This window comes from Alteromonas sp. 009811495 (genome assembly GCF_028865455.1).
In the GTDB taxonomy this organism is placed as follows: Bacteria; Pseudomonadota; Gammaproteobacteria; order Enterobacterales; family Alteromonadaceae; genus Alteromonas.
Genome location: NZ_CP113972.1, coordinates 2,787,212 through 2,810,952, shown reverse-complemented (window position 1 = coordinate 2,810,952; position 23,741 = coordinate 2,787,212). Strand labels below are relative to the sequence as shown.

Sequence of the window (23,741 nt, the reverse complement as noted above, 5' to 3'; positions counted from 1 at the left end):
TAGACAGCGTATGAGTGACTATTTAGCTCATATTGGAAATAAGCTTAACTTATCTATGTGGAGCGCGTTTAAATAATGCTGCGGGTAACGTTGTTAGCACAACCCTGTAAAGGCCATAGCATGTGTTTACCATATGGCTGTACAAGGTTGTGCTAGGTAATGCCTTTATTTATGACGCTCGCGAAGTACATCAAGTGCATCGTTTAGCGACATGTCGCTAGCTTGAAGTAATACGGTTAGGTGATACAGCAAATCAGCGGCTTCGTTTTTTAGCTCTTCTTTGTCGTGTACGGTGGCAGCCAATGCGGTTTCAACGCCTTCTTCACCCACTTTCTGTGCTATTCGCTTAATGCCTTTGTTGTATAGGCTTGCGGTGTAGCTGCTTTTGGGGTCGGCATCTTTGCGGGCAGCCAATACTCGCTCTAAGTCTGCAAGAAAGGTAAATGCCGGAGTGTTCCCGTCAAACCAGCAGCTTTCAACGCCAGTGTGGCATGTTGGGCCATTAGGGTTAGCAAGTACCAACAGTGAATCTTGGTCGCAGTCGCAGGCAACGCTCACTAAATCTAACGTGTTACCTGACGTTTCACCCTTAGTCCAAAGGCGCTGCTTTGAGCGGCTGAAAAAGGTCACTTTACCCGTTTCAAGGGTTTTTGCTAGGGCGTCTTGGTCCATGTAACCCTGCATCAATACCTTGCCTGATAGTGCGTCTTGCACAATGGCAGGCAACAGGTTATCCATTTTGTCCCACGCTAGCTTATTGCTATTGTCATTAGTAATGATCACGGGTTTACTCCTTCTGCTTGCGCCGTTAATCCGTGACGCTTACGCATGGCAACGCCATTGCTGGTTAATTCTGCTTTCAGCTCATCAATGTTGATGATGCCCTTGTGAAATACCGATGCCGCCAAAGCGCCATCAACATCTGCCTGTTGAAACACATCAGTAAAGTGGGCAATTTCACCTGCACCTCCTGATGCAATTAGCGGCACTTCACATACATCGCGTACGGCTTTCAGCTGCTTTACGTCGTAGCCTTTGCGCACGCCGTCTTGGTTCATGCAGTTAAGCACAATTTCACCTGCTCCGCGCGATTGTACTTCTTTAATCCAATCGATGGTTTGCCACTGGCTTTTTTGTGTGCGGGCTTCATCACCGGTGAATTTGTAAACTTCGTATTGGTCGGTTGCTTCGTTATAGAAGCTGTCGATACCAATCACCACGCACTGTTGACCGTAAACATCGTGCAGCTGGTTAATAAGGTCTGGGTTGTTAAGGGCAGGGGAGTTAATCGAAATCTTATCTGCACCCATTTCCAAAATGCGCCCAGCGTCTTCAATGCTTTTAATGCCGCCTGCAACGCAAAACGGAATATCAATAACCTGTGCAATACGGCTTACCCAGCTTTTATCCACTACGCGGGCATCAGAGCTTGCGGTAATATCGTAAAATACCAGCTCGTCGGCACCAGCTTTCGCGTATTGCTCGGCAAGAGGCACAATGTCGCCAATGATTTCGTGGTTTCTAAACTGAACGCCCTTAACGACTTTGCCGTCGCGTACGTCTAAACACGGTATTATGCGCTTTGCCAGCATGCGATAGCCTCCTTAACCGTAAACTTACCTTCAAGCAATGCGCGGCCTAAAATAACGCCGCCAACATTTGTGGGTTTGAGTGCTTCAATATCAGCGATGCTACCAATACCGCCCGACGCTTGCCAGCTAACGTGTGGGAAGCGGGCTGCCATTTCTTGATATAGCTCGGTATTCGCGCCTTGAAGCGTACCGTCGCGGCTGATGTCGGTGCACAGTACGTGCTTTGCGCCAACTGATGCGAAGTCTTCTAATAAGCCTTCAAGGGCGACACCAGAGTTTTCTTGCCAGCCGTGCGTGGCAATAAGCTTTTCGCCGTTGTCGCTAATATTTATATCAAGAGCCAATACAATGTGCTCTGGGCCATATTTTTCTACCCAAGACTTCACTAGCTCAGGCTGTTTCACCGCCAATGAGCCAATAACCACACGGCTTACGCCAGTCTCGAGCAGTTGCGCTACTTCCTCTTCGCTACGAATGCCGCCGCCTGCCTGAAACTGCATGCGCTTGGTGTCGACCATAGACTTAATAAGTGAAAGCTGGCGTTTAGTTGTGTCTTTGGCGCCAGTTAGGTCAACAATGTGCAACCAGGTTGCACCTTGGTCGGCATAGTCGTGAACCACGTCTACTGGGTCCAGTTCGTATTGGGTTTTCTGCTCGTAGTCGCCTTGATAAAGGCGCACTACGCGTCCGTCAATAAGATCAATCGCTGGAATAATCATTATAGGTTCACAAAGTTAGTCAGTAGTTGTGCTCCGGCTTCGCCAGAACGCTCTGGGTGAAATTGCACCCCGTAAAAATTGTCTTTATTTATAGCGGCTGAAAATGCGTTGCCGTAAGTACAGCTTGCAAGCGTGTTCTCGTACTCAGGTACAGCAAAGCTATGCACAAAATAAAAGTACGTATCTTGTGGGATGCCTTTGAACAAGCTTTCGTTGTTGTGACTGCTGTTATGAGAGACAGTGTTCCAACCCATATGCGGTAAGCGCACGCCTTTCGATTCCATGCGCGCTACGTGCCCGGGCATAAGGTTTAAGCAGTCGATGTTGCCTGTACCTTGAAAGCCACCTTCGGCGCTGGTTTCAACCATAAGCTGCATGCCTAAACATACGCCTAGTACAGGTTGGGTCAGCGATTGAAGAGTTTCCACTAACGCTTTTTGTTTAATGCTTGCCATGGCAGCAGCGGCGGTACCTACGCCGGGTAAAAACACTTTGTCAGCGTTTTTTATTACGTTTACATCGTCAGATACCTCTACTTCAACACCCAAGCGTTCAAGCGCAAAGCGTACAGATGAAATGTTGGCACAGCCGGTATTCACTATAACGATTTTTTGTCGCTGGCTGATATTTACCACTGACATTACAGTGCTCCTTTACTGCTTGGTAGTGCATCGCCTTGGCGTGTAATAGCTTGACGAAGTGCGCGGCCAAATACTTTAAATAAGCTTTCTACCTGGTGGTGTGCATTGCCTTCGCTGGTGGAAAGATGCAGCGATAAACCCATGCTTTGCGCAAGCGAGTAGAAGAAGTGAGGCACCATTTCTGTGGCCATTTCGCCTACTTGGTCGCGGCTAAATTCAGCATCGAATTTAAGGTGAGGGCGGTTAGAAATATCCATGATACATTCCGCACGACACTCATCCATTGGCAGAGCAAATCCAAAGCGACCAATACCTCGTTTGTCGCCCAAAGCTTTTTTTAGTGCCTCACCGAGTGCAAGCGCGGTATCTTCTACGCTGTGGTGATCATCAATGTGCAAATCACCATTAGTAGTCAGATTTAACTCAAAACCACCGTGGGTAGCAATTTGGTCAAGCATGTGGTCAAAAAAGCCCATGCCGGTTTGAATTGTCGACTTAGCTTGCGAGTCTAAATCTACGCGAACGCGAATATCGGTTTCAGAGGTGGTACGCACGACCTCTGCAATGCGTGAAGACGCAAGTAAGCTTTTCTGAATATCGTTCCAGTTTAGGCTCTCGCGGTTGTACTGAAAGCTGCGAATACCCATGTTTTCAGCAAGTTGAACATCGGTAATTCTGTCACCAATCACAAATGAACGAGTGAAATCCACCTTGCCCTGCTGCAAGTATTCTTGCACTAGGCCGAGCTTCGGCTTGCGGCATGTGCAGTTGTCTTCGTCAAAATGCGGGCAAATTAACACGTCGTCAAACACGACGCCTTGGCTTTCAAATACGGCCATCATGGCGTTGTGAGGCTTGTCGAAATCTTCCTGTGGGAAGCTGTCTGTGCCCAACCCGTCTTGGTTACTTACCATCACAAGTTTAAACCCAGCTGCTTTAAGCTTAAGCAGCACAGGAATAACGTTTGGTTCGAAAACAAGCTTTTCTAAACTATCTAACTGCTTATCTACTGGCGGCTCTTCAACAAGTGTGCCGTCGCGGTCTATAAATAAAATGGCTTGCTGACTCATGCCGCGTCCTCATTATTTTTAAATTCGTTAATTAGCTGCATTAAACGCTGGTTTTGCTCTTCAGTGCCGATGCTTACGCGTAAACAGTTTTGTAAGTTAAGCTGTTTTGATTGGTCACGAATAAGCATGCCTTGGCTGACCAGATATTGCATTAGAGCCGGCGCCTTTTCATAGCGGAACAAAATGAAATTCGCTCTTCTATCACCTACCAATTCAATGCCATCTACAGCTTGAAGTGCTTCTGCTAGCGCTTCTTTTTCACGATTAATGGTAGCGACTTGAAGTTCAAGTAACGCTAGTGATTCTTTTGAAAGTGCTTGAGCGGCAATTTGTGCAACTGGCTCTGGAATAGGGTAGGGTGCAATTACCTTTAAAAGCGCTTGAATAACCGGTGCTTGGGCAAGCGTAAATCCGCAGCGAAGGCCAGCTAATGCAAATGCTTTAGACAGCGTGCGAAGCACCACTAAATTCGGGTAATTGTTTATTTCGTTTGCCCACGTATTATCTGCATCAAACTCAATGTACGCTTCATCTACTACAACCAATGCTTTATCGGCAAAGTGATTAAGCACGGCTTTAATGTCTTCGCGAGCAACCGGTGTTCCGGTTGGGTTATTCGGCGCGCAGATAAAAATCACGTTCACGTCTTCTTCAGCACATACAGCATTCACATTAAGGCTAAAGTCGTCGTTAAGTGGCACTTTTTTAATGCCGACATCACAGGTTTCAGCACTGATTGCATACATGCCATAGGTTGGCGGGCAGATAAGAATGTTATCTTTACCCGGCGTACAGAAGGTACGAATTAGCAGTTCAATCCCTTCATCGGCGCCGCGGGTAACGATTAGCTGTGACTTATCAAGCCCAGCATAGCTTGCGTAGCCTTTGACTACCGCTTCAGGCTGGCAAGATGGATAGCGATTAAAGTTACCGCTATCCACACTGTAATCGTTTGCATAGGGTGACTCGTTGGCATTAAGCCAGTCTTGACCACCAGAGAACAAGCGACGTGCCGACTCATAGGGCTTTAAAGGCACCAAGTTGTCGTTAATAAGGTTATCGATAAGCGTCGACATTAGGCGTCTCCTTGCTTAAGTGCCTGCATGCGAAGTGCAACGGCCTGTTCGTGTGCGTCTAAGCCTTCTGCTGCAGCGAGTGCCATGATAGCAGGGCCTAAATTACGCATACCATCTGCACTTAGCTCTTGAATTGTGTAACGGCGCATAAAGTCTAACAGGCCAAGACTAGAATAATTCTTCGCATAGCCGTAGGTGGGCAGCACGTGGTTTGTACCTGATGCATAATCGCCGGCAGATTCAGGTGACCAAGGACCTAAGAAAATTGAACCTGCGTATTTGATTTTGGGCAAATAATCGCGAGCGTTTTCTATCTGCACTATCAAGTGCTCAGCGGCATAAGCGTTGCTTGCTTCAATGGCTTGTTTAATTGAATCGGCCAAAATATAGCGCGCATTTTGCATAGCTGGGCGTGCAATCTCTGCTCGTGAGAGCGTTGACAATTGACGCTCAACGGCAGCTTTGGCTTCTTCAATAAGCTTGGCACTGTTTGATACCAAAATCGCTTGTGAGTCTGGACCATGCTCGGCTTGAGAGAGCAGATCAGCTGCCACGAACTCGGGGTTTGCGTTGTCGTCAGCAAGTACCAGCACTTCTGATGGGCCCGCCGGCATATCAATAGCGGCACCATCAGCGCGCTGGCTTACTTGTTGTTTAGCTTCTGTTACAAAGCTATTACCCGGGCCAAAAATCTTATCGACCTGCGGAATGGTCTCTGTACCAAGAGCCATAGCGGCAACAGCCTGAGCGCCACCACACAAAAAAATCTTGTCGATACCGCACTTTCTTGCCGCATAAGCAATTTCAGGCGCGATGAGCTGTTCTTTGTTTGGCGGAGTGCACAGCAGTTTATTTTCACAACCCGCCACCAATGCAGGCACACCCAGCATTAACACTGTAGACGGTAATGGTGCACTGCCGCCTGGAATATAAAGTCCTACGGCATCAAGAGCTGTAAAGCGAAGCTCGCATTTAACGCCTGGTGTCGTGGTTAATGCGATGTCACTTGGCATCTGTGCTTCGTGAAACATTTTTATGTTGTTAAACGCTGTGTCGATGGCGCCTGCTACCTCAGGTGTCACCTTAGCAGCAAGGGCATCAATATTATCTTGCGAAAGCACCAAGCTGGTGAGTTCTGGGCAGTCAAATTTGCGCGTGTAATCAAGTACAGCTGCATCGCCTTCTGCTTCAACGCGGGCGATGATGTCGCCCACGGTTTGCTTTAACTGTTGGCTATTGGCCATAGCCGGGCGGGCTAGCGCCTGTTTTTTCTCATTTGCTGAAAGAGATGACCAAGTAATCATAATTGCCTGCCTTTTAGCCCATCATTTTTTCGATTGGCATTACAAGAATCGAGCTACAACCAAGGGACTTAAGCTTTTCCATGGTTTCCCAGAATAACGTTTCTGTAGACACCACGTGGATAGCCACTTGTTCGTCATTTCCAGCAAGAGGTAATACGGTTGGGTTTTCAGCTCCTGGAAGTAAGCTTTTTACCTGCTCCAAATAGGCTTTTGGTGCGTGTAGCATGATGTACTTGCTTTCTTTTGCTAGCAATACACCGTCAACACGCGGCATTAACCGATTAACCAGCGTTTCTTTTTCGTCGCTTAGTTCGCCGTCAGCGCGTTTAATTAATACTGCTTTACTGCGGAAAATAACGTCTTTCTCAACAAGGCCGTTCGCTTCTAGCGTTGCGCCTGTTGATACCAAGTCACAGATAGCGTCGGCTACGCCAGCGCGCGGAGCTACTTCTACTGAACCTTGAAGCATGACGGCTTTGGCATTGATACCTTGGTCTTTGAAATAGCGCTCAAGTAGGTAAGGGTAGGTGGTGGCCACTTTTTTACCCTCTAAAGACTGAATGCCTTCATATTCCATTTCATTAGGTACTGCGATTGATAGTCGGCAACCGCCGTAATCTAAGCGACGTAGTACTTCATACTCAAATGGCTTGCCGGCTGCTTTACGTTCGAGCATTTTTTCTTCAAGCTCGTTTTCGCCGATAAAACCAAGGTCAACAACGCCATCCATAACAAGGCCTGGAATATCGTCGTCACGCACGCGAAGTAAATCGATAGGCTGGTTCGTTGAATGCGCAATCAGCAGGCGATCACGAATGTTTAATTTGATGCCAATAGCTTTCAGTAAAGCGATGCTGTCATCGCTTAAACGGCCTGATTTCTGTACGGCAATTCGAAGTCTTTTGCTGTTACTCATTGAAACGTTCCTTACACGTTGTATTTAAACTTTTGATTGCGCCTTAAACGAAAAAACCCTCGGAAGTTTCCTTCCGAGGGTCGAGAATTTGTTCTATCTGCGCCACTGGAAGGAGTCATAGACCTTCCAGCACGAACCTGAAAGGTTATGCTTTGTGGTGATGGTGATGAATCGCTGCGCAGTTAATCATTTCTTAAAAATTTATTCCTATTTCTGAACGGCTGAAACATTATCGTTTTGACATACGATTTGCAAGGCTAAAGTGAACTCTTTTTAGTCAATGGGTCTAAATAAAAGTATATATAGTAAAACTTTTCGATATGAATGATTGTGATCCTAATGTTTTTGAACTAGTCAGCAGATATAAAGATTAGGTGAAAAGGTACTTTTTAACGTTGAGGAATGTATGAGTAACGATCTTTTGTTTCCAATTTTACCGCGCAACACCAAAGTGCCTGTTGAAGTTGATGAGCGCGTGAAAAAAGTGCAGAAAACAAAAAAGTCTGACCATCTTTCAGAAGAAGATCGCGATCAACCCCAAGATGTGAAGCATGCTGAAGCCATTGAGAGAACCTCTAAAAAATCGTATGACAGCGAGAGTCGACAGAACGATGACGGTAGCGGGCTTAAACATATCGATATTGACGTTTAGCGACTGGTATATAGCTCCTCAAAAAGTGCGGCGATCTGATTACTGACCTTATGATTGGGCAAGTATAAAGGCAGAGGAATGCGTTTAGAATGTGACTCTTTTATTTTTACAGTCGCGCTTATGTAATTTTCCAATACCGGCAGACCTTGCTCTTTTAACTGGTTAACTAAATGGGTGGGCAAATTGGCTTGGCTGTTGAATTGGTTTATTACCACACCTTGAAATATAAGCTCTGGATTGTGATCACTTTTCAATTCCATCACGTTTTCTAGCAAGCGATGGATAGCTTGTGCTGAAAAGTCATCGCAATCAAACGGGACACAGAAACCATCCGCTGCAATTAGTGCTGCTTTAGAATAAAAATTAAAATTGGGTGGCGTATCAATAAAGATGTAGTCAAATTTGCTTCGCAATTCTTTAAGTGCATCGCGAAGCTTAAAAATCTTGTAGCGTGTTTCAAGCTCTCTCTCTACTTCCGCTAACGCGGGTGAAGAGGGCATTACGAACAAGTTATCAAATGCAGAGGAGTGAACAAATTCTATTGGTTTCTTAGGTGTTCTAAAAATACCAACGACTTGCTTGAACATATCTGTGACAGTCAACGTGTTTTCGCTGACATCAACCCCCACATAGTGTGTGCTATTGCCTTGGGCGTCTAGGTCTACCAGTAGGGTTTTGTAACCCAGTTTGGCACTTTGTGCGGCCAAGTTCGTACTAATCGTTGACTTGCCTACACCACCTTTCTGATTGAACACTACACTTATCATACGAAGTCCTTTTAGCCGTGTAGTATAAAATATGCCCAAGTAACTAATGATATGCAAAAGAAAAATGGCGCCCAAATAAGCGCCATTTATCGTGAGTATCAATTTAGTTCTTTATCTACCCAAAATTTCGTGCCTTTTACCGTTGCTTGTAGTGCAAGGCCGCTTTCGGTCATGGTGTAAACGGTGACATTGCCAAGGTAGCCTTCACCTTCCGCTGATGCACCTTTGTTACCCGCCTTTGCTGCGGCGTCAGCGTTGCCGCCCACTGTCCAGCCATTTTCTATGAAATAACGCATCGCCTGCGGAGTGTGGAAGACCATTACAATACGATAATCTTTTGCACCCAATCCAAGACCTACACCACCTTCTGCCATGTTCATGTAGGTTTTGGCACCCGTTGTATTATTATTAACGACGCCGTATCCCGTGCCTGCCGCAAAGAAAATGACATTAACGTTGGCATTAGTGAAAACGGCATAACCGGCTGCGTCTCTAATCTGCGAGCGGGTGTCTGGTTTTTCGGTGTAAAGTCGCGCTAACGCATTATCTTGCATATCAAGGATAGCTTGTCGTTTTTCTGCGACAGTGCCGTTGCCCATAGATGCACACGCAGCAAGTGTAAGAACCGCTGCTACGAAAAGTGTTTTTATTGCTAACTTGCTATTTTTCATGCATTTCTCCTTAGCATGTGAAGTAAGTCTATGGCATAGCATTTTGCTCTATTGATGCGATGGCCATGCCCAAACTGTTGCTTTCTTAAGGATATACGCAATAAACGTGCAAATTAGTTTTGTTGGCAATGAAATTACGTCAATGTAAATGCAGATTTGCTACCATTCAATTTCAAGGTCCAAAGGACTTGGCCGCTCGTGTTGACCAACCATTTCTTCGTAAGGTGTATTTTGGCGAAGCCAAACATGATCGAATGACTCGCTGTCGAAATGCGCTCGAATTTCATTAAGACAATGAAATGTCTTTGGCTGTGCTTTATTGTCTCTCACTAAAGTACGCGTTGCGCCCATTCCGGTAGATGCTAAATAGTTACCACCTTCTAGCGATTCAATATATAAATTCATGGTTGTGCCCTCATTAGTCCCACTTACATTTTTAGTTCAATGGCGAGGAAATGATCATTAATTTTGTGTCATGCATGCCCGCTTAGCCATTCCACCATTTGTTTTTGCACACCATAATCCCTGCCTCAGAGAAGTGATGCTGTAATAGTGATTTGTCTTTTTCGTTCAAAAACGCACCTATTTCACACTTCGCCTGGGTTGTGGAAAAGACCAGTTTGGGTATACGCCTGTTGTGAATATCTTCGATGAAAAACAAAGAGGTCTGAACGCGCTGAAGCACAAGTTGCGTGCCCTTTGAATTTATGATTCTTATCGTGTCTTTATTAATGACAACCTCTTCCCACTGGTAAGTCGCTCTTGATACTAAGTACATAATGAGTGACAGTGCTAACACTTCGAGGCCCGCAAAAGGAAGAATGACCCATGCGCCTACAAGCGTCCAAGCTACTGCGATAGAAACAACAAAGCAGGTAAAGCCAAGCATTAGTAGCTTGGTCTGTTTCCATGTCGCGGAGCGGTTTGGTGATAATCGAAGCTGAGTGCTATCGTCAAATGTTGATATTTCTATCATCTTAGCTCTTTAAAAAAGCGTAGTATAAATAGTGAGCCATCAGCGACTTTACTGTGCATTAGAAGCTCACTTCTTGGTACCCTTAAACATAGTACTGACCTTATACGAATGATAGGTCGCAAAAAGATTGAAAATTACTCAGTGTTAGCATTGAGTGAAATAGCAAAGAGGACGTTGAGTGGCACTAGTTGTAAAGCACTTATCGAAGAAGTCGGTAACCATATTACTGGTATTAGTTTGGGCGAGTGTGTGGCTTTTCCAGTCCAGCCCTCTCGATTTGGCGAAGGGTTATGGGCTTTTTTCTCTACTTGGTATTCTTGGTGCTATTTTTGCCAACTCTACTGGCGCGGGTGGGGGGGTTATTTTCGTTCCTTTTTTTAACTATTTGTCATTCTCCCCACAAGCCATAGTCGCCACAAGTTTCGCAATACAGTGTTGCGGTATGACTGCGGGGGCTATTACCTGGTGGCATTACTATCGAAGCCAACATCAGTTTGATGGATATTGGAAAGCACTGCCTAGCACCTTAGTACTTTCTATTCCTGCGTCTATTATTGGTATTTTGTTTTCGCAATTTTCAACGCAAGGCAAGGCGGTACTTAACAACTTATTGGGTGGCGCAAGCAATTTGCATATGTTGTTTGGCAGCTTTTCCGTACTTCTGGCGGTCGCCATATTCGCCTCGATCCCAATGATGAAACGGTCTCATTTTAAAAAAGATATCACACGTAAAGATGTTCTCGTTCTTCCTGCAATAGCTTTTATTGGTGGCGTTATCACAGCGTGGCTTTCTGTAGGGGTAGGCGAACTGGTCGCCGTATACCTGATAATTCGAGGTTTCAACGTTACTATGTCTATCGCTGTTGCCGTCATTTTATCTGCGTTTACCGTTTGGTCGGCTCTGCCATATCACGCTCTCATAAGTGATACCGTTGTATGGGAAGTGGTGTTATTTGCTGGTATTGGCGCTATTGTTGGAGGAATGTTAGCGAAGTATTTAGTCCTCGCATTTTCTGTACAACGACTGAAACTATTCTTCGGTTTCTGGGTATTAATACTAGGCATATCTAGCTTACCCGTATTTTAAATTCAACCGCACTTCGCGTGCGCACGCCATTCTTTACATCAAAACGATAAAGGAGCGCTTATGCAGGCACAGTCGATAGAACCTCAAAATCTCTATTCCATTAAGCAACCGTCGTGGTCGTCACATAGCGTTATTTATCAAGTAAATACAAGACAATTTTCAGCATCAGGCTCCTTCTCAGGCGTCACCGAACAACTTGAGAGAATTAAGGCGTTAGGGGCAGATATACTGTGGTTGATGCCTATTCACCCAATTGGTGAAAAAAACAAAAAGGGCAAATTAGGTAGCCCCTACGCCGTAAAAGATTATCTCTCCATCAACCCTGAATTCGGCAATGAAGAAGACTTTCGAACGTTGATCAAAAAGGCGCATGAACTTTCACTTAAAGTCATAATAGATTGGGTTCCCAATCATAGCGCGTGGGATAATCCGCTAGTGGAATCTAATCCCCAATGGTACGCCAAAGACTACAAAGGCGATTTCAGGCCATCTCCCTGGTGGGACTGGAGCGATATTATCGAGTTTGATTACAGTCAAGTAGGGTTGCGCAAATACATGATTTCCGCAATGAAGTACTGGGTCGAAACGTTTGATATCGATGGTTTTCGCTGTGACGTGGCAGGTTATGTTCCCAATGATTTCTGGCAGCAGGCAAGAACTGCACTCGATGCGGTAAAGCCTGTGTTCATGCTAGCTGAGTGGGAAAATAGAGACCTTCATGAAAAAGCGTTCAATATGACATACGCGTGGAGCTGGAATGAAACCCTTCACGAGCTAGCCCATGGGAAGTGTACATTAGATAGGCTGCGTAAATATTATTCGTGGAACGAGCGCAGTTGGCCCTTAAATGCTTACCGTATGACGTTTGTAAGTAATCACGATAAAAATGCGTGGGATGGTACCCAGCGAGAACAATTTGGCGATGCTCTTGAAGCTTGTATCGCGCTGTCGGTAATCGGTGAAGGTATGCCGCTCATTCACAACGGTCAAGAAGCGGGCGAGACCAAACGCTTGACGTTTTTCGAGCGTGATCCAATCGAATGGCAAGAGCATGCCATAGGCACTTTGTACCGCAAACTCATATCGCTTAAACAGTCCAAAGCCGTATTAGGGAATGGCGAGTATGGAGCAAGAATGATTCAAGTACCCAATTCAGATATGGATAGAATCTTTAGTTTCGTGCGCCATAACGAGAAAGAGAAAGTGTTTGTTGTCATTAATTTCTCGAATGACCACGTAGAGGTAGCGTTTGAAGAGCCATTATTTGAAGGCGAGTATACGCACTGGGCCAATAATGAAAGTAGGGTTTTCAGCGCTGGCAGCGTGTCTAAAATAGCGCCTTGGCAGTTTGAAATTTGGGTTAGGTGAATCCGAAGTTGAAGTTACACCTTTATTTGATTGTTAACTCTTTCTTAAAATATATTTAATCTTTTGTGCAGGTCCTTCGTACCAACTCTTTAATAGGTGGAGTTTAAAAGAGTAACTGTGAACTGATTTATTGTTACGAACGAAGGATTGGCAATGAAAAAGCGAAATGTATGGATAGTTAAGGGCGTAATGGCGGTGCTTTTTATAGCCGCAGTTATTCTGTTGTGGAAATATGTGGTCACCCGAGAGCAAGTGTCTGAGGCTGTGGACTATATTCGATCATTTGGCGTTTGGTCTGTCATTGTTTATTTCTTCGCTTATACCGTACTGGTGGCACTCTCTTTCCCTTCTACAATATTGAACATAGCTTCAGGTATCTTGTTTGGGCTTATTGCAGCAATGACCGTCTCAATATTATCGGCTTTTAGCGGCGCGTGTATTACTTTTTTATTTGCAAGGTATTGGTTAAAGGAGCGTGTCAAACACAAACTGGAACGCTATGAGAGCAGCAAGGAAGTACTGTCTTTGGCCAAAGACAGTGAATGGCGGCTTGTTGTTTTACTCAGACTTAACCCATTTATTCCTGCGGTATTAAAAAACTACGGCTTCGGCATAACAGAAATTTCTTTTAAGCAATATGCGTGGGCTACTCTAATTGGGCAATTGCCTTTGGTCAGCCTCTATACCTACCTTGGTTGGGTGGGCGGAAACTCCATGCTAAACAGTGATGCTCATCCGCCAACCTATCAATGGGCGATCCTAGGAGGCGGTCTGCTCGTTAGTATAATAATAACTTACGTTGCATACAGGCATACAAAGAAGAAACAGCATGCCTTTGCAAAACCTGCATAAGGAGAAATACAGGTGAATGTGAAAAGCTTTTTTAAGCCCGATATGACTATGGTGCTAGGCGGGTTGATACTCGCAGGATGCTTATGGGCATTTTTAGAGTTAGCGGGAATGGTGGTGAGTGGTGGCACCGCAGCAGTTGATGAAAAACTACTGTTGCTGTTTCGAACCGCTGATGATCTCTCAGACCCTATAGGTGCGCATTGGGTTGAAGAACTGATGAGAGACATCACAGGTTTAGGCGGGGTCGGTATTCTCACCTTTTTTACGCTGGCGTCAGCTGCCTATTTGTTGTTAATTAAGAAGCCAAAAATGGCGCTTTTTATTGTGGTGGCCATAGTCTCGGGTACTTTGCTGAGTTTTGCGCTTAAATATGGTTTTGATCGCCCACGTCCCGACCTTGTGCCACATGGCAGCTATGTATACACCCACAGTTTTCCGAGCGGACACTCGCTTATGTCGGCATTAGTCTATTTTACCTTGGGTACTTTACTTTCACGCATTGAAGGCAGAAAGCGCGTAAAAGTATTTTTGATGTCTGTCGCTGCTCTTCTTACTGTCAGTATTGGTATTAGCCGTGTTTATTTGGGTGTGCATTGGCCTTCGGATGTACTGGCAGGCTGGACTGTAGGGATATTCTGGTCAATTTTATCGCTTATGATAGCCGCTTCCTTGCAATCTTCCGGCACTATTGAGCAAGAAACTGATGACAATGATATGTCTCACGACAAGTCGGCGTTGCACAATATTTAACTGGCAACGCAGCTTGATGCACTGTCAAAATTGCTTTTTTGCGGCGAGCTTGGTGAGTAGAGAGGAAAATGGAACGTGAGATAAAAGAGCAAGTATTTCAACGTCTCACTGGCAAACTAACCAACATTTTCCGATAATCATAGTTTTACGCTATTAGAATTTACCATGGAAACTCGACTTCCTTTATATAAGAAATTGTTGGTCATGTATCGCATAGAGCCTGGATGCCTTGGTCCACAAGGCGCAGACTTTGTGGAAGACTTTTGTGTATTTGCAAAACAAAAGCTTAAAGACACACATGGTCACTGTTTGCGATGGACAATTAAACCGCGGTATGACAAATCGCTGCCGGAGCTTGAGTTTCAGATAAAAAACGCAGTGGTGTCTCGTGAAAATGCAACTAAGTACATGGGAAGTTTTGATATTGATATTGATGCTTTCGAGGAAAGCTTAGATGAGACATTGGCCGATTTAGTGGATGCGTATTTCGAAAGATAAAGAGACCTTGCCAAGCAAAGGCAAGGTCGCTATTCATTAAGGCTAGTCAATAGAGGTTAATTTTGCGTAGCCCTCTGATTCTAGCTCGTCATTCACGCATTCTAATATAAATGCCTTTATCGGCTTGCCTTGCGTACCTTCATCTTCAGCAACTTCTGCACAATATTGCTTTAGTTCAGCAATCAGCTCAGCCGGGGCTTTCTCAGATTCGGTTGCCAATACCGAAAACGTCAGTGCGCTTAAACCAATCAACAACAAACCTTTCATAACCACCTCTTACATTGAGTTAACGATTAACATTTACGCGCTGAATATTGCGCCTAGTTGCTGATATTAAAAAGCTAATTTTTTTGTTCTAGAAGACAAATTCTTTTCATCATTGCGTATCGCTCAATGGGTATAAACTGAATGCTCTTGAGGGAAATGCAAACCTTTAATGGGCATTCAAAGCGCTTTTTGGCATAATGCGCGACCCTAAGTAAAAAGAAATAACAGCATTAAGCCATGCCCACAATCAACAATGTTTTCTCATCAGACGGTCTACTTGCTAGTGCCATCAAGGGATTCGTGCCGCGTGAAGCACAAACCGAAATGGCAAAAGCTGTAAAGCGTGCCATTGACACGACCGGTAGCCTGATTGTTGAAGCGGGAACAGGCACTGGAAAAACCTTTGCCTATCTTGCACCTGCGCTATTAAGCGATGGCAAAGCAATTGTTTCAACCGGAACGAAAAACCTTCAAGAGCAATTGTTTCATCGAGATCTGCCTTTGGTAAAAAAAGCGCTAGGCAGTAAGCGTAAAACGGCGTTGCTAAAAGGGCGAGCAAACTATCTGTGTTTACACCGCTTAGCACAGCATGGTGGTAACTCTACACTGGTGGAGAAAGATGTTTTAGGTCAGTTATCCGAAGTGAAACGCTGGTCTAGTACCACGAAAACAGGCGATATGGGGGAACTTAAAACGCTGCCAGAAGATGCGCGCGTTTTACCTATGGTTACGTCAACGGTTGATAATTGCCTGGGGCGAGATTGTCCAGATTATGAGGACTGTTATCTGGTGAAAGCGCGCCGTAAAGCGCTTGATGCTGATATTATCGTTGTTAACCATCATTTATTTTTTGCCGACATGGCACTCAAAGATACAGGGTTTGGTGAGCTAATTCCTGAGGCTGATGCCATTATCTTCGATGAGGCACACCAAATTCCTGACATCGCTAGTGATTACTTTGGCGAGTCTTTGTCTACACGCCAAATTCACGATATGGCAAAAGATATAACACTGCTATTTAGAACTGTGCTCAAAGATGCTGGACAGCTCGATAAAGCAGCGGACAAATGCCGCATGATAGCGTCTGACCTGCGCTTGCTGTTTCCTGATAATCCTGAACGTGGCAATTGGTCTGAAGCCCTTGATAGAGACGATGTTAGGTTGCAAGTTGGCAAGCTTGCAGAAGCCTTGGGTGTGCTTCACGAGGTGTGTAAGCTGCATATCGGTCGTGATAAAGACTTAGATAATATGTATGAGCGCGTGGTAGCCGCGCGAGAGCAGCTTGATGCGCTGAGTGATAACCAACAAGAAAATGTTAGCCTGTGGTATGAAACTACGCAGCGTCATCTGATTATGCACTTAACGCCACTATCAATTGCGGCAAAGTTCAGACGTTTTGTATCATCTCCCCCACGAGGTTGGATTTTCACCTCAGCAACGTTAATGGTGAATGGTGGCTTTGAGCATTTCCAGCGACGTATGGGGCTAGAAGAGGCAGAAACGCTAGGGCTCGATAGCCCGTTTAATTACCCTGAGCAAGCCATGCTATGTGTACCACGTTACTTGCCAGAGCCTAACAGCTTTAAGATGCGAGAAACGCTTTTAGAGACCGCTAAGCGTTTAATCAAAGCCAGTCGCGGACGTTGCTTTTTGCTATTTACTAGCCACGCGATGCTCCGTGAGATTGCTGAAAGGCTTGAAAATGAGGTTGATAACCCTTTACTGGTGCAAGGAACTACCACAAAACAAGCGCTGCTTGATGCCTACCTTGCTGATGAAAAAGCCGTACTCATGGGCACTGGCGCGTTTTGGGAAGGCGTAGATGTGCGCGGCAATGACTTGGTTTGTGTGATGATTGATAAGTTGCCCTTTGCTTCTCCTGATGATCCATTGCTGCAAGCACGCATGGAAGATGTAAAAAAGCGCGGAGCAAATCCTTTTGGCGTCATTCAGATCCCACAAGCAGTAATTACGTTGAAGCAGGGCGCAGGACGATTAATACGAGACCCGTCAGATAAGGGCGTGTTGGTTATCTGTGATAATCGCCTTGTGACTAAGCCCTACGCAAAAACATTTATTGGTAGTTTGCCAGATATGAAGCGTACAAGAAGCCTCGACGAGGTAGAACGCTTCCTTGCTAACATCGATGAAGACTAATTTTGTAAGAGAAAATTATGAAAATTCTAGCTATTGATACAGCTACAGAAGCATGTTCAGTTGCTCTGCAACACAACGATGTTGTTACATCGCGATTTGAGGTGTGTCCTCAGCAGCACAGCCAACGTCTACTTCCTATGGTAGACGAGGTGCTAAAAGAGGCGGGCGTGGCGCTAGGCGAATTGGATCTACTTGCATTTGGGCGCGGGCCGGGCAGTTTTACTGGCGTTAGGATCGCAACGGGCATGATTCAAGGGTTAGCGCTTGGAAGTGGCCACAAAGTTGCTGGCGTGAGTACGTTAGAAGCCATGGCGCACGAAACTGCCACAATAAATAGCATCGACAACCTAAATGCAAATAAAGACTACTACATAGCGGTGGCTTCAGATGCGCGTATGGATGAGGTTTATTTCGCGGTGTATAAGTATTCAGGCAATGCCATTTCGTTAGTGATAGAAGAGCAGGTGTGTCCACCTAATGTTGCCATTGAACAATTAGATGCACTTGATGACGCTAACGATGTTGTTGCAGCAGGAACTGGCTGGACGGCATATGAAGAATTGACGCATTGGCTAAAAGACAATTCGAGTCAGGAGATGGCGACGGTGACGTTACCCAATGCACGCTTTATGCTTGAGCTTGCTGCCGTCGCGTTTGAACAAGGCAATGTGTCAGATGCCGTTGCGGTTGAGCCAGTCTATTTACGCGATAAAGTCACATGGAAAAAATTGCCTGGTAGAGAGTAGTAATATCGATTCACAGCGTCGTAACAGCGGCGCTGGTATAAATATTGCGTAGCCATACCTTGTATGAACATAACTAATAACTTCTCTATACCGTCATCAGGCTCTGAACAAGGGCGTGTTGGCAGGATAAGCAAAGACCCGCAGCAACAAGAAAAGGGGCAAGAACAGTCGTCATTAAAGGCGATGGTTGTTGCGCCTGACGAACAAGGCACAGACAACGCCAAAGCCTATCAGCAGTTCATCAGAGAAGATGGGAATGCGTATTCTCAGCAGGCTATTGCCTCTTATACGAGCTTCGAGAAGCTCAAGCAGCGAGAATCTATTCAATCTATGTTTGGTGTGGATATTTACGCATAATTACGTTCTGCGCGGTATATTGCCATTTGATGGTGAACAATTTCTCTATATTGTGCTCTAACATCCATGCGGCACTCTCTATTACAAGTGATTGTTGAAGTTCTAAAACCTAGCGCCATTTTACGAGACGTTCAAGTGAGCTCGGCTATGTAAATTATCGTTTTGTAATAGAACGTTAGTGGTGGTTGTCGCGTAAAAATGCTACTGTCAGTAAACTGAATTGGCGCGTTGTTTTGCATTACCTCGCATTACCTCTTGATAGGTGCCAATGAAACGGACAAGCATATGATGTTGTTTTAGGGAATTCTTAGGAGCAGTAAAATGTCTCGATTCTTGTTGCTACTCGCGGTTGTTGTTTTTTCTGGTTGTGCCATCGTTCCAGAGAGTATTGATGTGCCTGAGGTTACTCAACTTGTTAGCTATTCAAAAGCAGTAACCTCAGGAGCTAACGCGCAAGGGCAGAAAGCGCGATGGGGTGGACTTATCGTCGGTGTCGAGAATAAGCCCAATTTAACCCTGATCGAGTTAGCGCAATTTCCGCTTAATCACTACGGTAAACCCAATACAGGTGGCGAAACTGCCGGGCGCTTTAAAGTACAGATTGATGGATTTGTTGATCCCATTGTATTTGAAGAAGGGCGAGCTGCGACGTTTTTAGGTACCTTAACGGCGCCAACGGCAGGGATGGTTGGTGAGCAGCCTTATATATATCCGACTATCGTTGCTGATGACTACCACATGTGGCGAAAGCGAGATGTTTACGAGGTAGATACCTTCTTTTTTAACTATCATACAGGTTGGTACTCACCATTTTATGGGTTTTACAGCCCGTTTTATCATCCTTGGGGACATCCCGGTTTTAACCGCACACGAGTCATAAGATATCGAAACGCACCAAGTAAATCCGCAATGCCGAGCCGTTCTCAAGGTAGAATTATGCAAAGCAATGATGCCGGTCGCTCTGGCGAGCAATCAAACTACAAACGAAAATAACAGCAAATAAAAGAAGGCGGCATATAATTGCCGCCTTCTTTGTATGTCATGGCAATAATTGGTCGTTGTTATATGCTAATAGTTGCCGCAAAAGGAACTGCCAATGTTGGAAACAGAATTTAATGCTGGACCGTTACAACTCGCTGCATTAGATAATCAAGGAAGTGGACCTGTTGTTATTGGTCTTCATGGCTATCTAGATAATGCTGAGAGCTTGCGACCTCTTTCTCCCTATTTGCAATCGTACCGATTTATTGCCTTAGATCTTGCTGGGCATGGGCATTCACAGCATCGGCCGATCGGCGCTCAGTATAATCAAGCTGACTATATTCAAGATTTATATGCGCTTATTGAGGAAAATGGATGGGAGTCGGTCATTCTATTAGGGCATTCATTGGGGGGAATATTGGCAACGATGTTCGCAGCTTTATTCCCAGAAAAAGTGTCAGCAGTAATCAGCATTGATGCGTGTGGCCCGCTCACTCAACCTGCAACTACGACCTCTGAGCAAATGCGTGAGGCTGTGCTAAGTCGGCACACAAAACGCCGTAACAAATTGCGAATTGTAGATTTAGACGAGGCGGTGAAGGCGCGATGCAAAGTCTCTGACATTCCACCTGACCACGCGCGAGTAATACTCTCACGTAACCTTACGCAAGATGCGGGTGGTCATTGTTTTTGGTCCTCTGACCCAAGATTAAGAACTAAGTCGGTGCTGCGCCTTACTGAAGACCAAGCCGAAAACTTAATGAGAGAGATTCGATGCCCTGTACTATTTATCGGAGCATCGAACAGTTTTAAGCAGTTAGAGACTGTTTTTCCTAAAAGAGCCCTGTGGTTCAAAAATGCACAATATGTGCAATTCGTAGGCGGTCACCATATTCATATGGAAAATACTGACGATGTAGGCCTACTAATTCGGCAATTTGTTGAGCAATTGTAAATTGGGCCGTTTATTTTTTTTTACACATCCTATACTATTCGCAAGTTATCAGACCAGTTATATGAGACGCGGTCTCTTTGCGCTCATAAAAGTAGTATAAGAATAAAGTAGAGGAGGTTTTGGTGGAAAAAACCTGGCTTAAGCATTATGACCCTCGTGTATCCGCAGAAATTGATGCAGATCGCTATGCGTCTGTTGTAGACATTTTCGAGCAGTCGGTTAAAAAGTTTAAAAATAAAGAAGCCTTCATTAACATGGGGCATTCTATTACCTTTGAAGAGCTCGATACGTTGTCGGCGCAGTTTGCGGCTTATTTGCAAGCAAGTGGATTAAAGCGTGGCGATGCTGTGGCAATCATGATGCCAAACCTTCTTCAGTATCCTGTGGCTATGTTCGGGATTTTGCGTGCAGGTATGGTGGTTGTTAACGTAAACCCACTTTACACGGCCCGCGAATTGAAACACCAACTTAACGATGCAAATGCAAAAGCCATCGTTATTGTTGAAAACTTCGCGTGTACGTTAGAAGAAGTTATCGCAGAGACTAATCTACAAGAAGTCTTTCTTACTGCACTAGGTGACATGTTACCAGCGCCAAAACGCTGGATTGTTAATGCCGTAGTGAAGTACGTGAAAAAGATGGTTCCTGCTTTCAACTTGCCAGAGACTACATCTTTCACTGCTGCCGTTAAGAAAGGGCAGTCGCTGGAATACAAGCGCCCTGAAATTGCAAATACTGACTTAGCATTTTTGCAATATACCGGTGGTACAACTGGCGTTTCAAAAGGCGCAATGTTGACGCATCGCAACATGGTAGCAAACCTTGAACAGGTTTCGGGTATTCTAGAAACAGTTATCGAGGAAGGGGAAGACTTTGTTGTTACGGCCCTGCCTCTTTATCATATATTCGCTTTGCTCGCGAACTGCCTAATGTTCGTAAAGTATGGTTGTCGCAACCTACTTATTACTAATCCGCGCGATATGCCAGGGTTTGTAAGCGAACTGAGCAAATACCCATTCACCATTTTGCCAGGTGTAAACACATTATTTAATGGCTTGTTAAACACCCCAGGGTTTGACGAACTTGATTTTAGCAAATTTAAGTTTGGTCTTGGCGGCGGTATGGCAGTCCAGCGTCCTGTTGCTGAAAAATGGGAAAAGGTTACCGGAACGGTATTGCTTGAAGGCTACGGCTTGACTGAGTGCTCTCCTGTTGTGGCGGTAAACCCTCCACAAATAGAAGCGTATAAAGGCGCTATTGGCATGCCTGTACCGTCTACGGATATTAAGCTGCTTGATGACGACGGAAATCCTGTTGAAAAAGGTGAGCCAGGCGAAATGTGGGTGAAAGGCCCACAAGTAATGAAAGGCTACCTGAATCGCCCTGAAGCAACAGAGGAAGTGTTGAAAGACGGTTGGCTGGCAACGGGTGACATTGCAACGATAGATGATGAAGGTTATCTGTATATTGTTGACCGTAAAAAGGATATGATCCTCGTATCGGGCTTTAACGTGTTCCCTAACGAAATAGAAGAAGTGGCTGCCATGCATGAAAGCATTGTAGAAGCTGCTGCAGTTGGGGTTCCACACGAAGTAAGTGGTGAAGTTGTTAAGTTATTTGTAGTACGCAACAATGAATCACTGACTGAAAAAGAGGTAATTGCGCACTGCCGTAATCACCTAACAGGTTACAAAGTACCTAAACAAGTTGTTTTCAAAGATGACTTACCTAAAACCAATGTAGGAAAAATTCTGCGTCGGGAGCTTAGAGACTAATCAGCTATTTTTAGAATTAGTTTTTTAAAGCCGGCGTGAGCCGGCTTTTTTATTACTGTGCAAAACTATGCAATATCAATTAATAACGACATTTGAACAACTAGAAAAAGTATGTACTACAGCGCAGCGTCAAGAAGCAATAGCCCTTGATACCGAGTTTGTAAGAACACGTACACTTACTCCCCACTTAGGACTCATTCAACTGTATGACGGCCATCAGTTGGTGTTAATCGACCCGCTCGCTATTGAAAATATGCAGCCATTTGTGGCGCTGCTTGAAAATACTGATGTTGTTAAGGTATTGCATTCGTGTTCCGAAGACTTAGAAACGTTCTTAACTGCATTTGATACTATTCCAACCCCTATTTTTGACACGCAATTCGCCGCAAGCGTACTCGGAAAAGGGCCAACGCTGGGTTACGCAAAGCTCGTTGAAATGCTTTGTGACGTAGAGCTGGACAAAGGAGAGTCTCGAACAGACTGGTTAGCCCGTCCGCTACGAGAAGCGCAACTAAGCTACGCAGCTAATGATGTACTGTATCTACTGCCGTGTTATCAGCAGTTAGCCAGTGAAATACAGGCAGTAGGTAAAGCAGATTGGGTGTTTGAAGAAATTGCGTTGCTAGGTGCAAAAAAACGAGCACAAATGCCTGAAGACTTCGCATACCTACAAATTAAAAATAGCTGGCGTTTAAATGCAGAGCAGTTAACGGTTCTACAAGCGTTAGCTGCATGGCGCTTGAATACTGCAAGAAAGAAAGACTTAGCGCTTAACTTTGTGTTTAAAGAAGGGCACTTATTTGAAGCGGCACAGCGTTTGTCAGATAGCAAATCTGCATTATCTCGAATCAATGGTGTTAATCATCAATCGGTGCGCCGTTATGGCGATACCATTGTTGCAATTATTGAAGAAGCCCGTACTAAATTCGCGCAAACGCCTGAAAAGTTCAGGTTGCCTGTTGTACTGCGTTTAATTGATATTCCTAAATATAAAAAGACGCTGGCTGAGTTAAAGAGTGTTTCTGAGCAAATTGCTGATGAAAATGGTGTAAGTAGCGACGTTATTGCCTCTAAAAAGCAGTTAAATCAATTGCTAAAATGGTACTGGTTTCAAGTTGATGAAACGCGAGTGCAGGGGCTTAAGCCTGACGTGTTGTCTACCTGGCGAGCGCCGTTATTTCAACCTTATGTATCAAAACTGTTGGGCGATGCCCCATAACAACGAATAAAATTTACCTCTAACACAAGGCGAGACGTATTATGCTATGTGCGGTATATAAAACCCGAAGAAAAGAAGGTATGTATTTATACGTACCTAAAAAAGGTGACTTTAGCGATGTGCCAGAGCCCTTGATGGCGCGCTTTGGTTCACCAGAATTGGTGACCATATTAGCGTTGGAAAAGCGCGAACGTTTGGGTCTTGTTGACAAACAAAAGTTGATCGATGAGCTAAATGACAAAGGTTTCTATTTACAAATGCCGCCCAAAGAAGACAACTTGCTAGAGCAGCATCGCGAGTCACTCGGCCTTTCTAAAACGCCTGACAAAAAGTTCTAAGTTATCC

At 44.9% G+C, this 23,741-nt stretch carries 27 protein-coding genes and 1 other annotated feature; of the genes, 14 read left to right on the top strand and 13 right to left on the bottom strand.

Annotation, left to right across the window (positions count from 1 at the left end; all coding sequences use genetic code 11):
- Window positions 1-165: 165 nt before the first annotated feature.
- The 8 genes from hisIE to hisG are packed head-to-tail and all read right to left on the bottom strand — an operon-like array spanning window position 166 to window position 7,318.
- On the bottom strand, window positions 166-783 hold the full coding sequence (gene hisIE, locus OZ660_RS12850) for a bifunctional phosphoribosyl-AMP cyclohydrolase/phosphoribosyl-ATP diphosphatase HisIE (protein WP_202942953.1): 618 nt from the start codon (window positions 781-783) through the stop codon (window positions 166-168).
- A complete protein-coding gene (hisF, locus tag OZ660_RS12845) occupies window positions 780-1,592 on the bottom strand; it encodes an imidazole glycerol phosphate synthase subunit HisF (RefSeq protein WP_014950033.1) in 813 nt (270 codons plus the stop codon). The genes hisIE and hisF overlap by 4 nt, the downstream gene beginning before the upstream one ends.
- Complete coding sequence (gene hisA / locus OZ660_RS12840) at window positions 1,574-2,311, bottom strand: 1-(5-phosphoribosyl)-5-[(5-phosphoribosylamino)methylideneamino]imidazole-4-carboxamide isomerase (RefSeq protein ID WP_274741173.1); 738 nt, start codon at window positions 2,309-2,311, stop codon at window positions 1,574-1,576. Before hisA ends, hisF begins: the two co-directional genes overlap by 19 nt.
- Window positions 2,311-2,952, bottom strand: a complete 642-nt coding sequence (gene hisH, locus OZ660_RS12835) for an imidazole glycerol phosphate synthase subunit HisH (RefSeq protein WP_274741172.1) — start codon at window positions 2,950-2,952, stop codon at window positions 2,311-2,313. The genes hisA and hisH overlap by 1 nt, the downstream gene beginning before the upstream one ends.
- On the bottom strand, window positions 2,952-4,022 hold the full coding sequence (hisB, locus tag OZ660_RS12830) for a bifunctional histidinol-phosphatase/imidazoleglycerol-phosphate dehydratase HisB (RefSeq protein ID WP_202261940.1): 1,071 nt from the start codon (window positions 4,020-4,022) through the stop codon (window positions 2,952-2,954). The genes hisH and hisB overlap by 1 nt, the downstream gene beginning before the upstream one ends.
- The gene (gene hisC, locus OZ660_RS12825) at window positions 4,019-5,098 is read right to left on the bottom strand and encodes a histidinol-phosphate transaminase (RefSeq protein WP_274741171.1); all 1,080 of its coding nucleotides are present in this window, start codon (window positions 5,096-5,098) and stop codon (window positions 4,019-4,021) included. Before hisC ends, hisB begins: the two co-directional genes overlap by 4 nt.
- Window positions 5,098-6,402 carry a histidinol dehydrogenase gene (gene hisD / locus OZ660_RS12820; protein ID WP_274741170.1) on the bottom strand — a complete coding sequence of 435 codons (1,305 nt, stop codon included), beginning with the start codon at window positions 6,400-6,402 and terminating at the stop codon, window positions 5,098-5,100. Before hisD ends, hisC begins: the two co-directional genes overlap by 1 nt.
- Before the next feature lie 13 nt (window positions 6,403-6,415).
- Entirely contained in the window at window positions 6,416-7,318 is a 903-nt protein-coding gene (gene hisG, locus OZ660_RS12815) for an ATP phosphoribosyltransferase (protein WP_159626310.1), read from the bottom strand.
- 51 nt (window positions 7,319-7,369) lie between these two features.
- Window positions 7,370-7,488: a sequence feature (His leader region), on the bottom strand.
- 236 nt (window positions 7,489-7,724) lie between these two features.
- On the opposite strand from hisG, the gene OZ660_RS12810 reads away from it, so the two are divergent.
- Window positions 7,725-7,970 (top strand): hypothetical protein, encoded by a 246-nt coding sequence (locus tag OZ660_RS12810; RefSeq protein ID WP_159626308.1) that lies wholly within the window; start codon window positions 7,725-7,727, stop codon window positions 7,968-7,970.
- Here the strand turns inward: OZ660_RS12810 and OZ660_RS12805 are convergent.
- From OZ660_RS12805 to OZ660_RS12790, 4 genes are all read right to left on the bottom strand, one after another.
- Complete coding sequence (locus OZ660_RS12805; RefSeq protein ID WP_274741169.1) at window positions 7,967-8,737, bottom strand: ParA family protein; 771 nt, start codon at window positions 8,735-8,737, stop codon at window positions 7,967-7,969. The genes OZ660_RS12810 and OZ660_RS12805 overlap by 4 nt on opposite strands.
- Window positions 8,738-8,835: 98 nt before the next feature.
- The gene (locus OZ660_RS12800; protein WP_202261935.1) at window positions 8,836-9,408 is read right to left on the bottom strand and encodes a lipid-binding SYLF domain-containing protein; all 573 of its coding nucleotides are present in this window, start codon (window positions 9,406-9,408) and stop codon (window positions 8,836-8,838) included.
- A gap of 159 nt (window positions 9,409-9,567) precedes the next feature.
- Window positions 9,568-9,813, bottom strand: coding sequence for a DUF6482 family protein (locus OZ660_RS12795; protein WP_159626303.1), 246 nt, complete (start codon window positions 9,811-9,813; stop codon window positions 9,568-9,570).
- A gap of 82 nt (window positions 9,814-9,895) precedes the next feature.
- Window positions 9,896-10,384, bottom strand: a complete 489-nt coding sequence (locus OZ660_RS12790) for a DUF2244 domain-containing protein (protein WP_274741168.1) — start codon at window positions 10,382-10,384, stop codon at window positions 9,896-9,898.
- Between the two features lie 247 nt (window positions 10,385-10,631).
- Here OZ660_RS12790 and OZ660_RS12785 point away from each other — a divergent pair, with 247 nt between their 5' ends.
- From OZ660_RS12785 to OZ660_RS12765, 5 genes are all read left to right on the top strand, one after another.
- Window positions 10,632-11,471 carry a sulfite exporter TauE/SafE family protein gene (locus OZ660_RS12785; RefSeq protein WP_446698984.1) on the top strand — a complete coding sequence of 280 codons (840 nt, stop codon included), beginning with the start codon at window positions 10,632-10,634 and terminating at the stop codon, window positions 11,469-11,471.
- 60 nt (window positions 11,472-11,531) lie between these two features.
- Window positions 11,532-12,839 (top strand): alpha-amylase family glycosyl hydrolase, encoded by a 1,308-nt coding sequence (locus OZ660_RS12780; protein WP_274741166.1) that lies wholly within the window; start codon window positions 11,532-11,534, stop codon window positions 12,837-12,839.
- Window positions 12,840-12,992: 153 nt separating this feature from the next.
- On the top strand, window positions 12,993-13,691 hold the full coding sequence (locus OZ660_RS12775) for a TVP38/TMEM64 family protein (protein WP_274741164.1): 699 nt from the start codon (window positions 12,993-12,995) through the stop codon (window positions 13,689-13,691).
- A gap of 12 nt (window positions 13,692-13,703) precedes the next feature.
- Entirely contained in the window at window positions 13,704-14,441 is a 738-nt protein-coding gene (locus OZ660_RS12770) for a phosphatase PAP2 family protein (RefSeq protein WP_274741163.1), read from the top strand.
- Window positions 14,442-14,606: 165 nt separating this feature from the next.
- Complete coding sequence (locus tag OZ660_RS12765) at window positions 14,607-14,939, top strand: hypothetical protein (protein ID WP_159626291.1); 333 nt, start codon at window positions 14,607-14,609, stop codon at window positions 14,937-14,939.
- Window positions 14,940-14,981: 42 nt separating this feature from the next.
- Here OZ660_RS12765 and OZ660_RS12760 read toward each other — a convergent pair whose 3' ends face one another.
- Window positions 14,982-15,206, bottom strand: coding sequence for a hypothetical protein (locus tag OZ660_RS12760; protein WP_202261928.1), 225 nt, complete (start codon window positions 15,204-15,206; stop codon window positions 14,982-14,984).
- 237 nt (window positions 15,207-15,443) lie between these two features.
- Here OZ660_RS12760 and OZ660_RS12755 point away from each other — a divergent pair, with 237 nt between their 5' ends.
- The 8 genes from OZ660_RS12755 to OZ660_RS12720 all read left to right on the top strand — a co-directional run bounded on the left by OZ660_RS12755 (window position 15,444) and on the right by OZ660_RS12720 (window position 23,734).
- Entirely contained in the window at window positions 15,444-17,363 is a 1,920-nt protein-coding gene (locus OZ660_RS12755; protein WP_274741162.1) for an ATP-dependent DNA helicase, read from the top strand.
- A gap of 17 nt (window positions 17,364-17,380) precedes the next feature.
- Window positions 17,381-18,109: a tRNA (adenosine(37)-N6)-threonylcarbamoyltransferase complex dimerization subunit type 1 TsaB gene (tsaB, locus tag OZ660_RS12750; RefSeq protein WP_202261926.1), complete on the top strand. Its 729-nt coding sequence runs from the start codon at window positions 17,381-17,383 to the stop codon at window positions 18,107-18,109.
- Between the two features lie 63 nt (window positions 18,110-18,172).
- Window positions 18,173-18,466, top strand: coding sequence for a hypothetical protein (locus tag OZ660_RS12745; protein WP_159626283.1), 294 nt, complete (start codon window positions 18,173-18,175; stop codon window positions 18,464-18,466).
- Window positions 18,467-18,787: 321 nt separating this feature from the next.
- Window positions 18,788-19,459 carry a Slp family lipoprotein gene (locus OZ660_RS12740; RefSeq protein WP_274741161.1) on the top strand — a complete coding sequence of 224 codons (672 nt, stop codon included), beginning with the start codon at window positions 18,788-18,790 and terminating at the stop codon, window positions 19,457-19,459.
- 103 nt (window positions 19,460-19,562) lie between these two features.
- On the top strand, window positions 19,563-20,402 hold the full coding sequence (locus tag OZ660_RS12735; protein WP_274741160.1) for an alpha/beta fold hydrolase: 840 nt from the start codon (window positions 19,563-19,565) through the stop codon (window positions 20,400-20,402).
- Window positions 20,403-20,524: 122 nt separating this feature from the next.
- The gene (gene fadD / locus OZ660_RS12730) at window positions 20,525-22,177 is read left to right on the top strand and encodes a long-chain-fatty-acid--CoA ligase FadD (RefSeq protein ID WP_159626277.1); all 1,653 of its coding nucleotides are present in this window, start codon (window positions 20,525-20,527) and stop codon (window positions 22,175-22,177) included.
- Between the two features lie 67 nt (window positions 22,178-22,244).
- On the top strand, window positions 22,245-23,396 hold the full coding sequence (gene rnd, locus OZ660_RS12725; RefSeq protein ID WP_226433393.1) for a ribonuclease D: 1,152 nt from the start codon (window positions 22,245-22,247) through the stop codon (window positions 23,394-23,396).
- Window positions 23,397-23,437: 41 nt separating this feature from the next.
- Entirely contained in the window at window positions 23,438-23,734 is a 297-nt protein-coding gene (locus OZ660_RS12720; protein WP_159626273.1) for a YcgL domain-containing protein, read from the top strand.
- Window positions 23,735-23,741 lie beyond the last annotated feature (7 nt).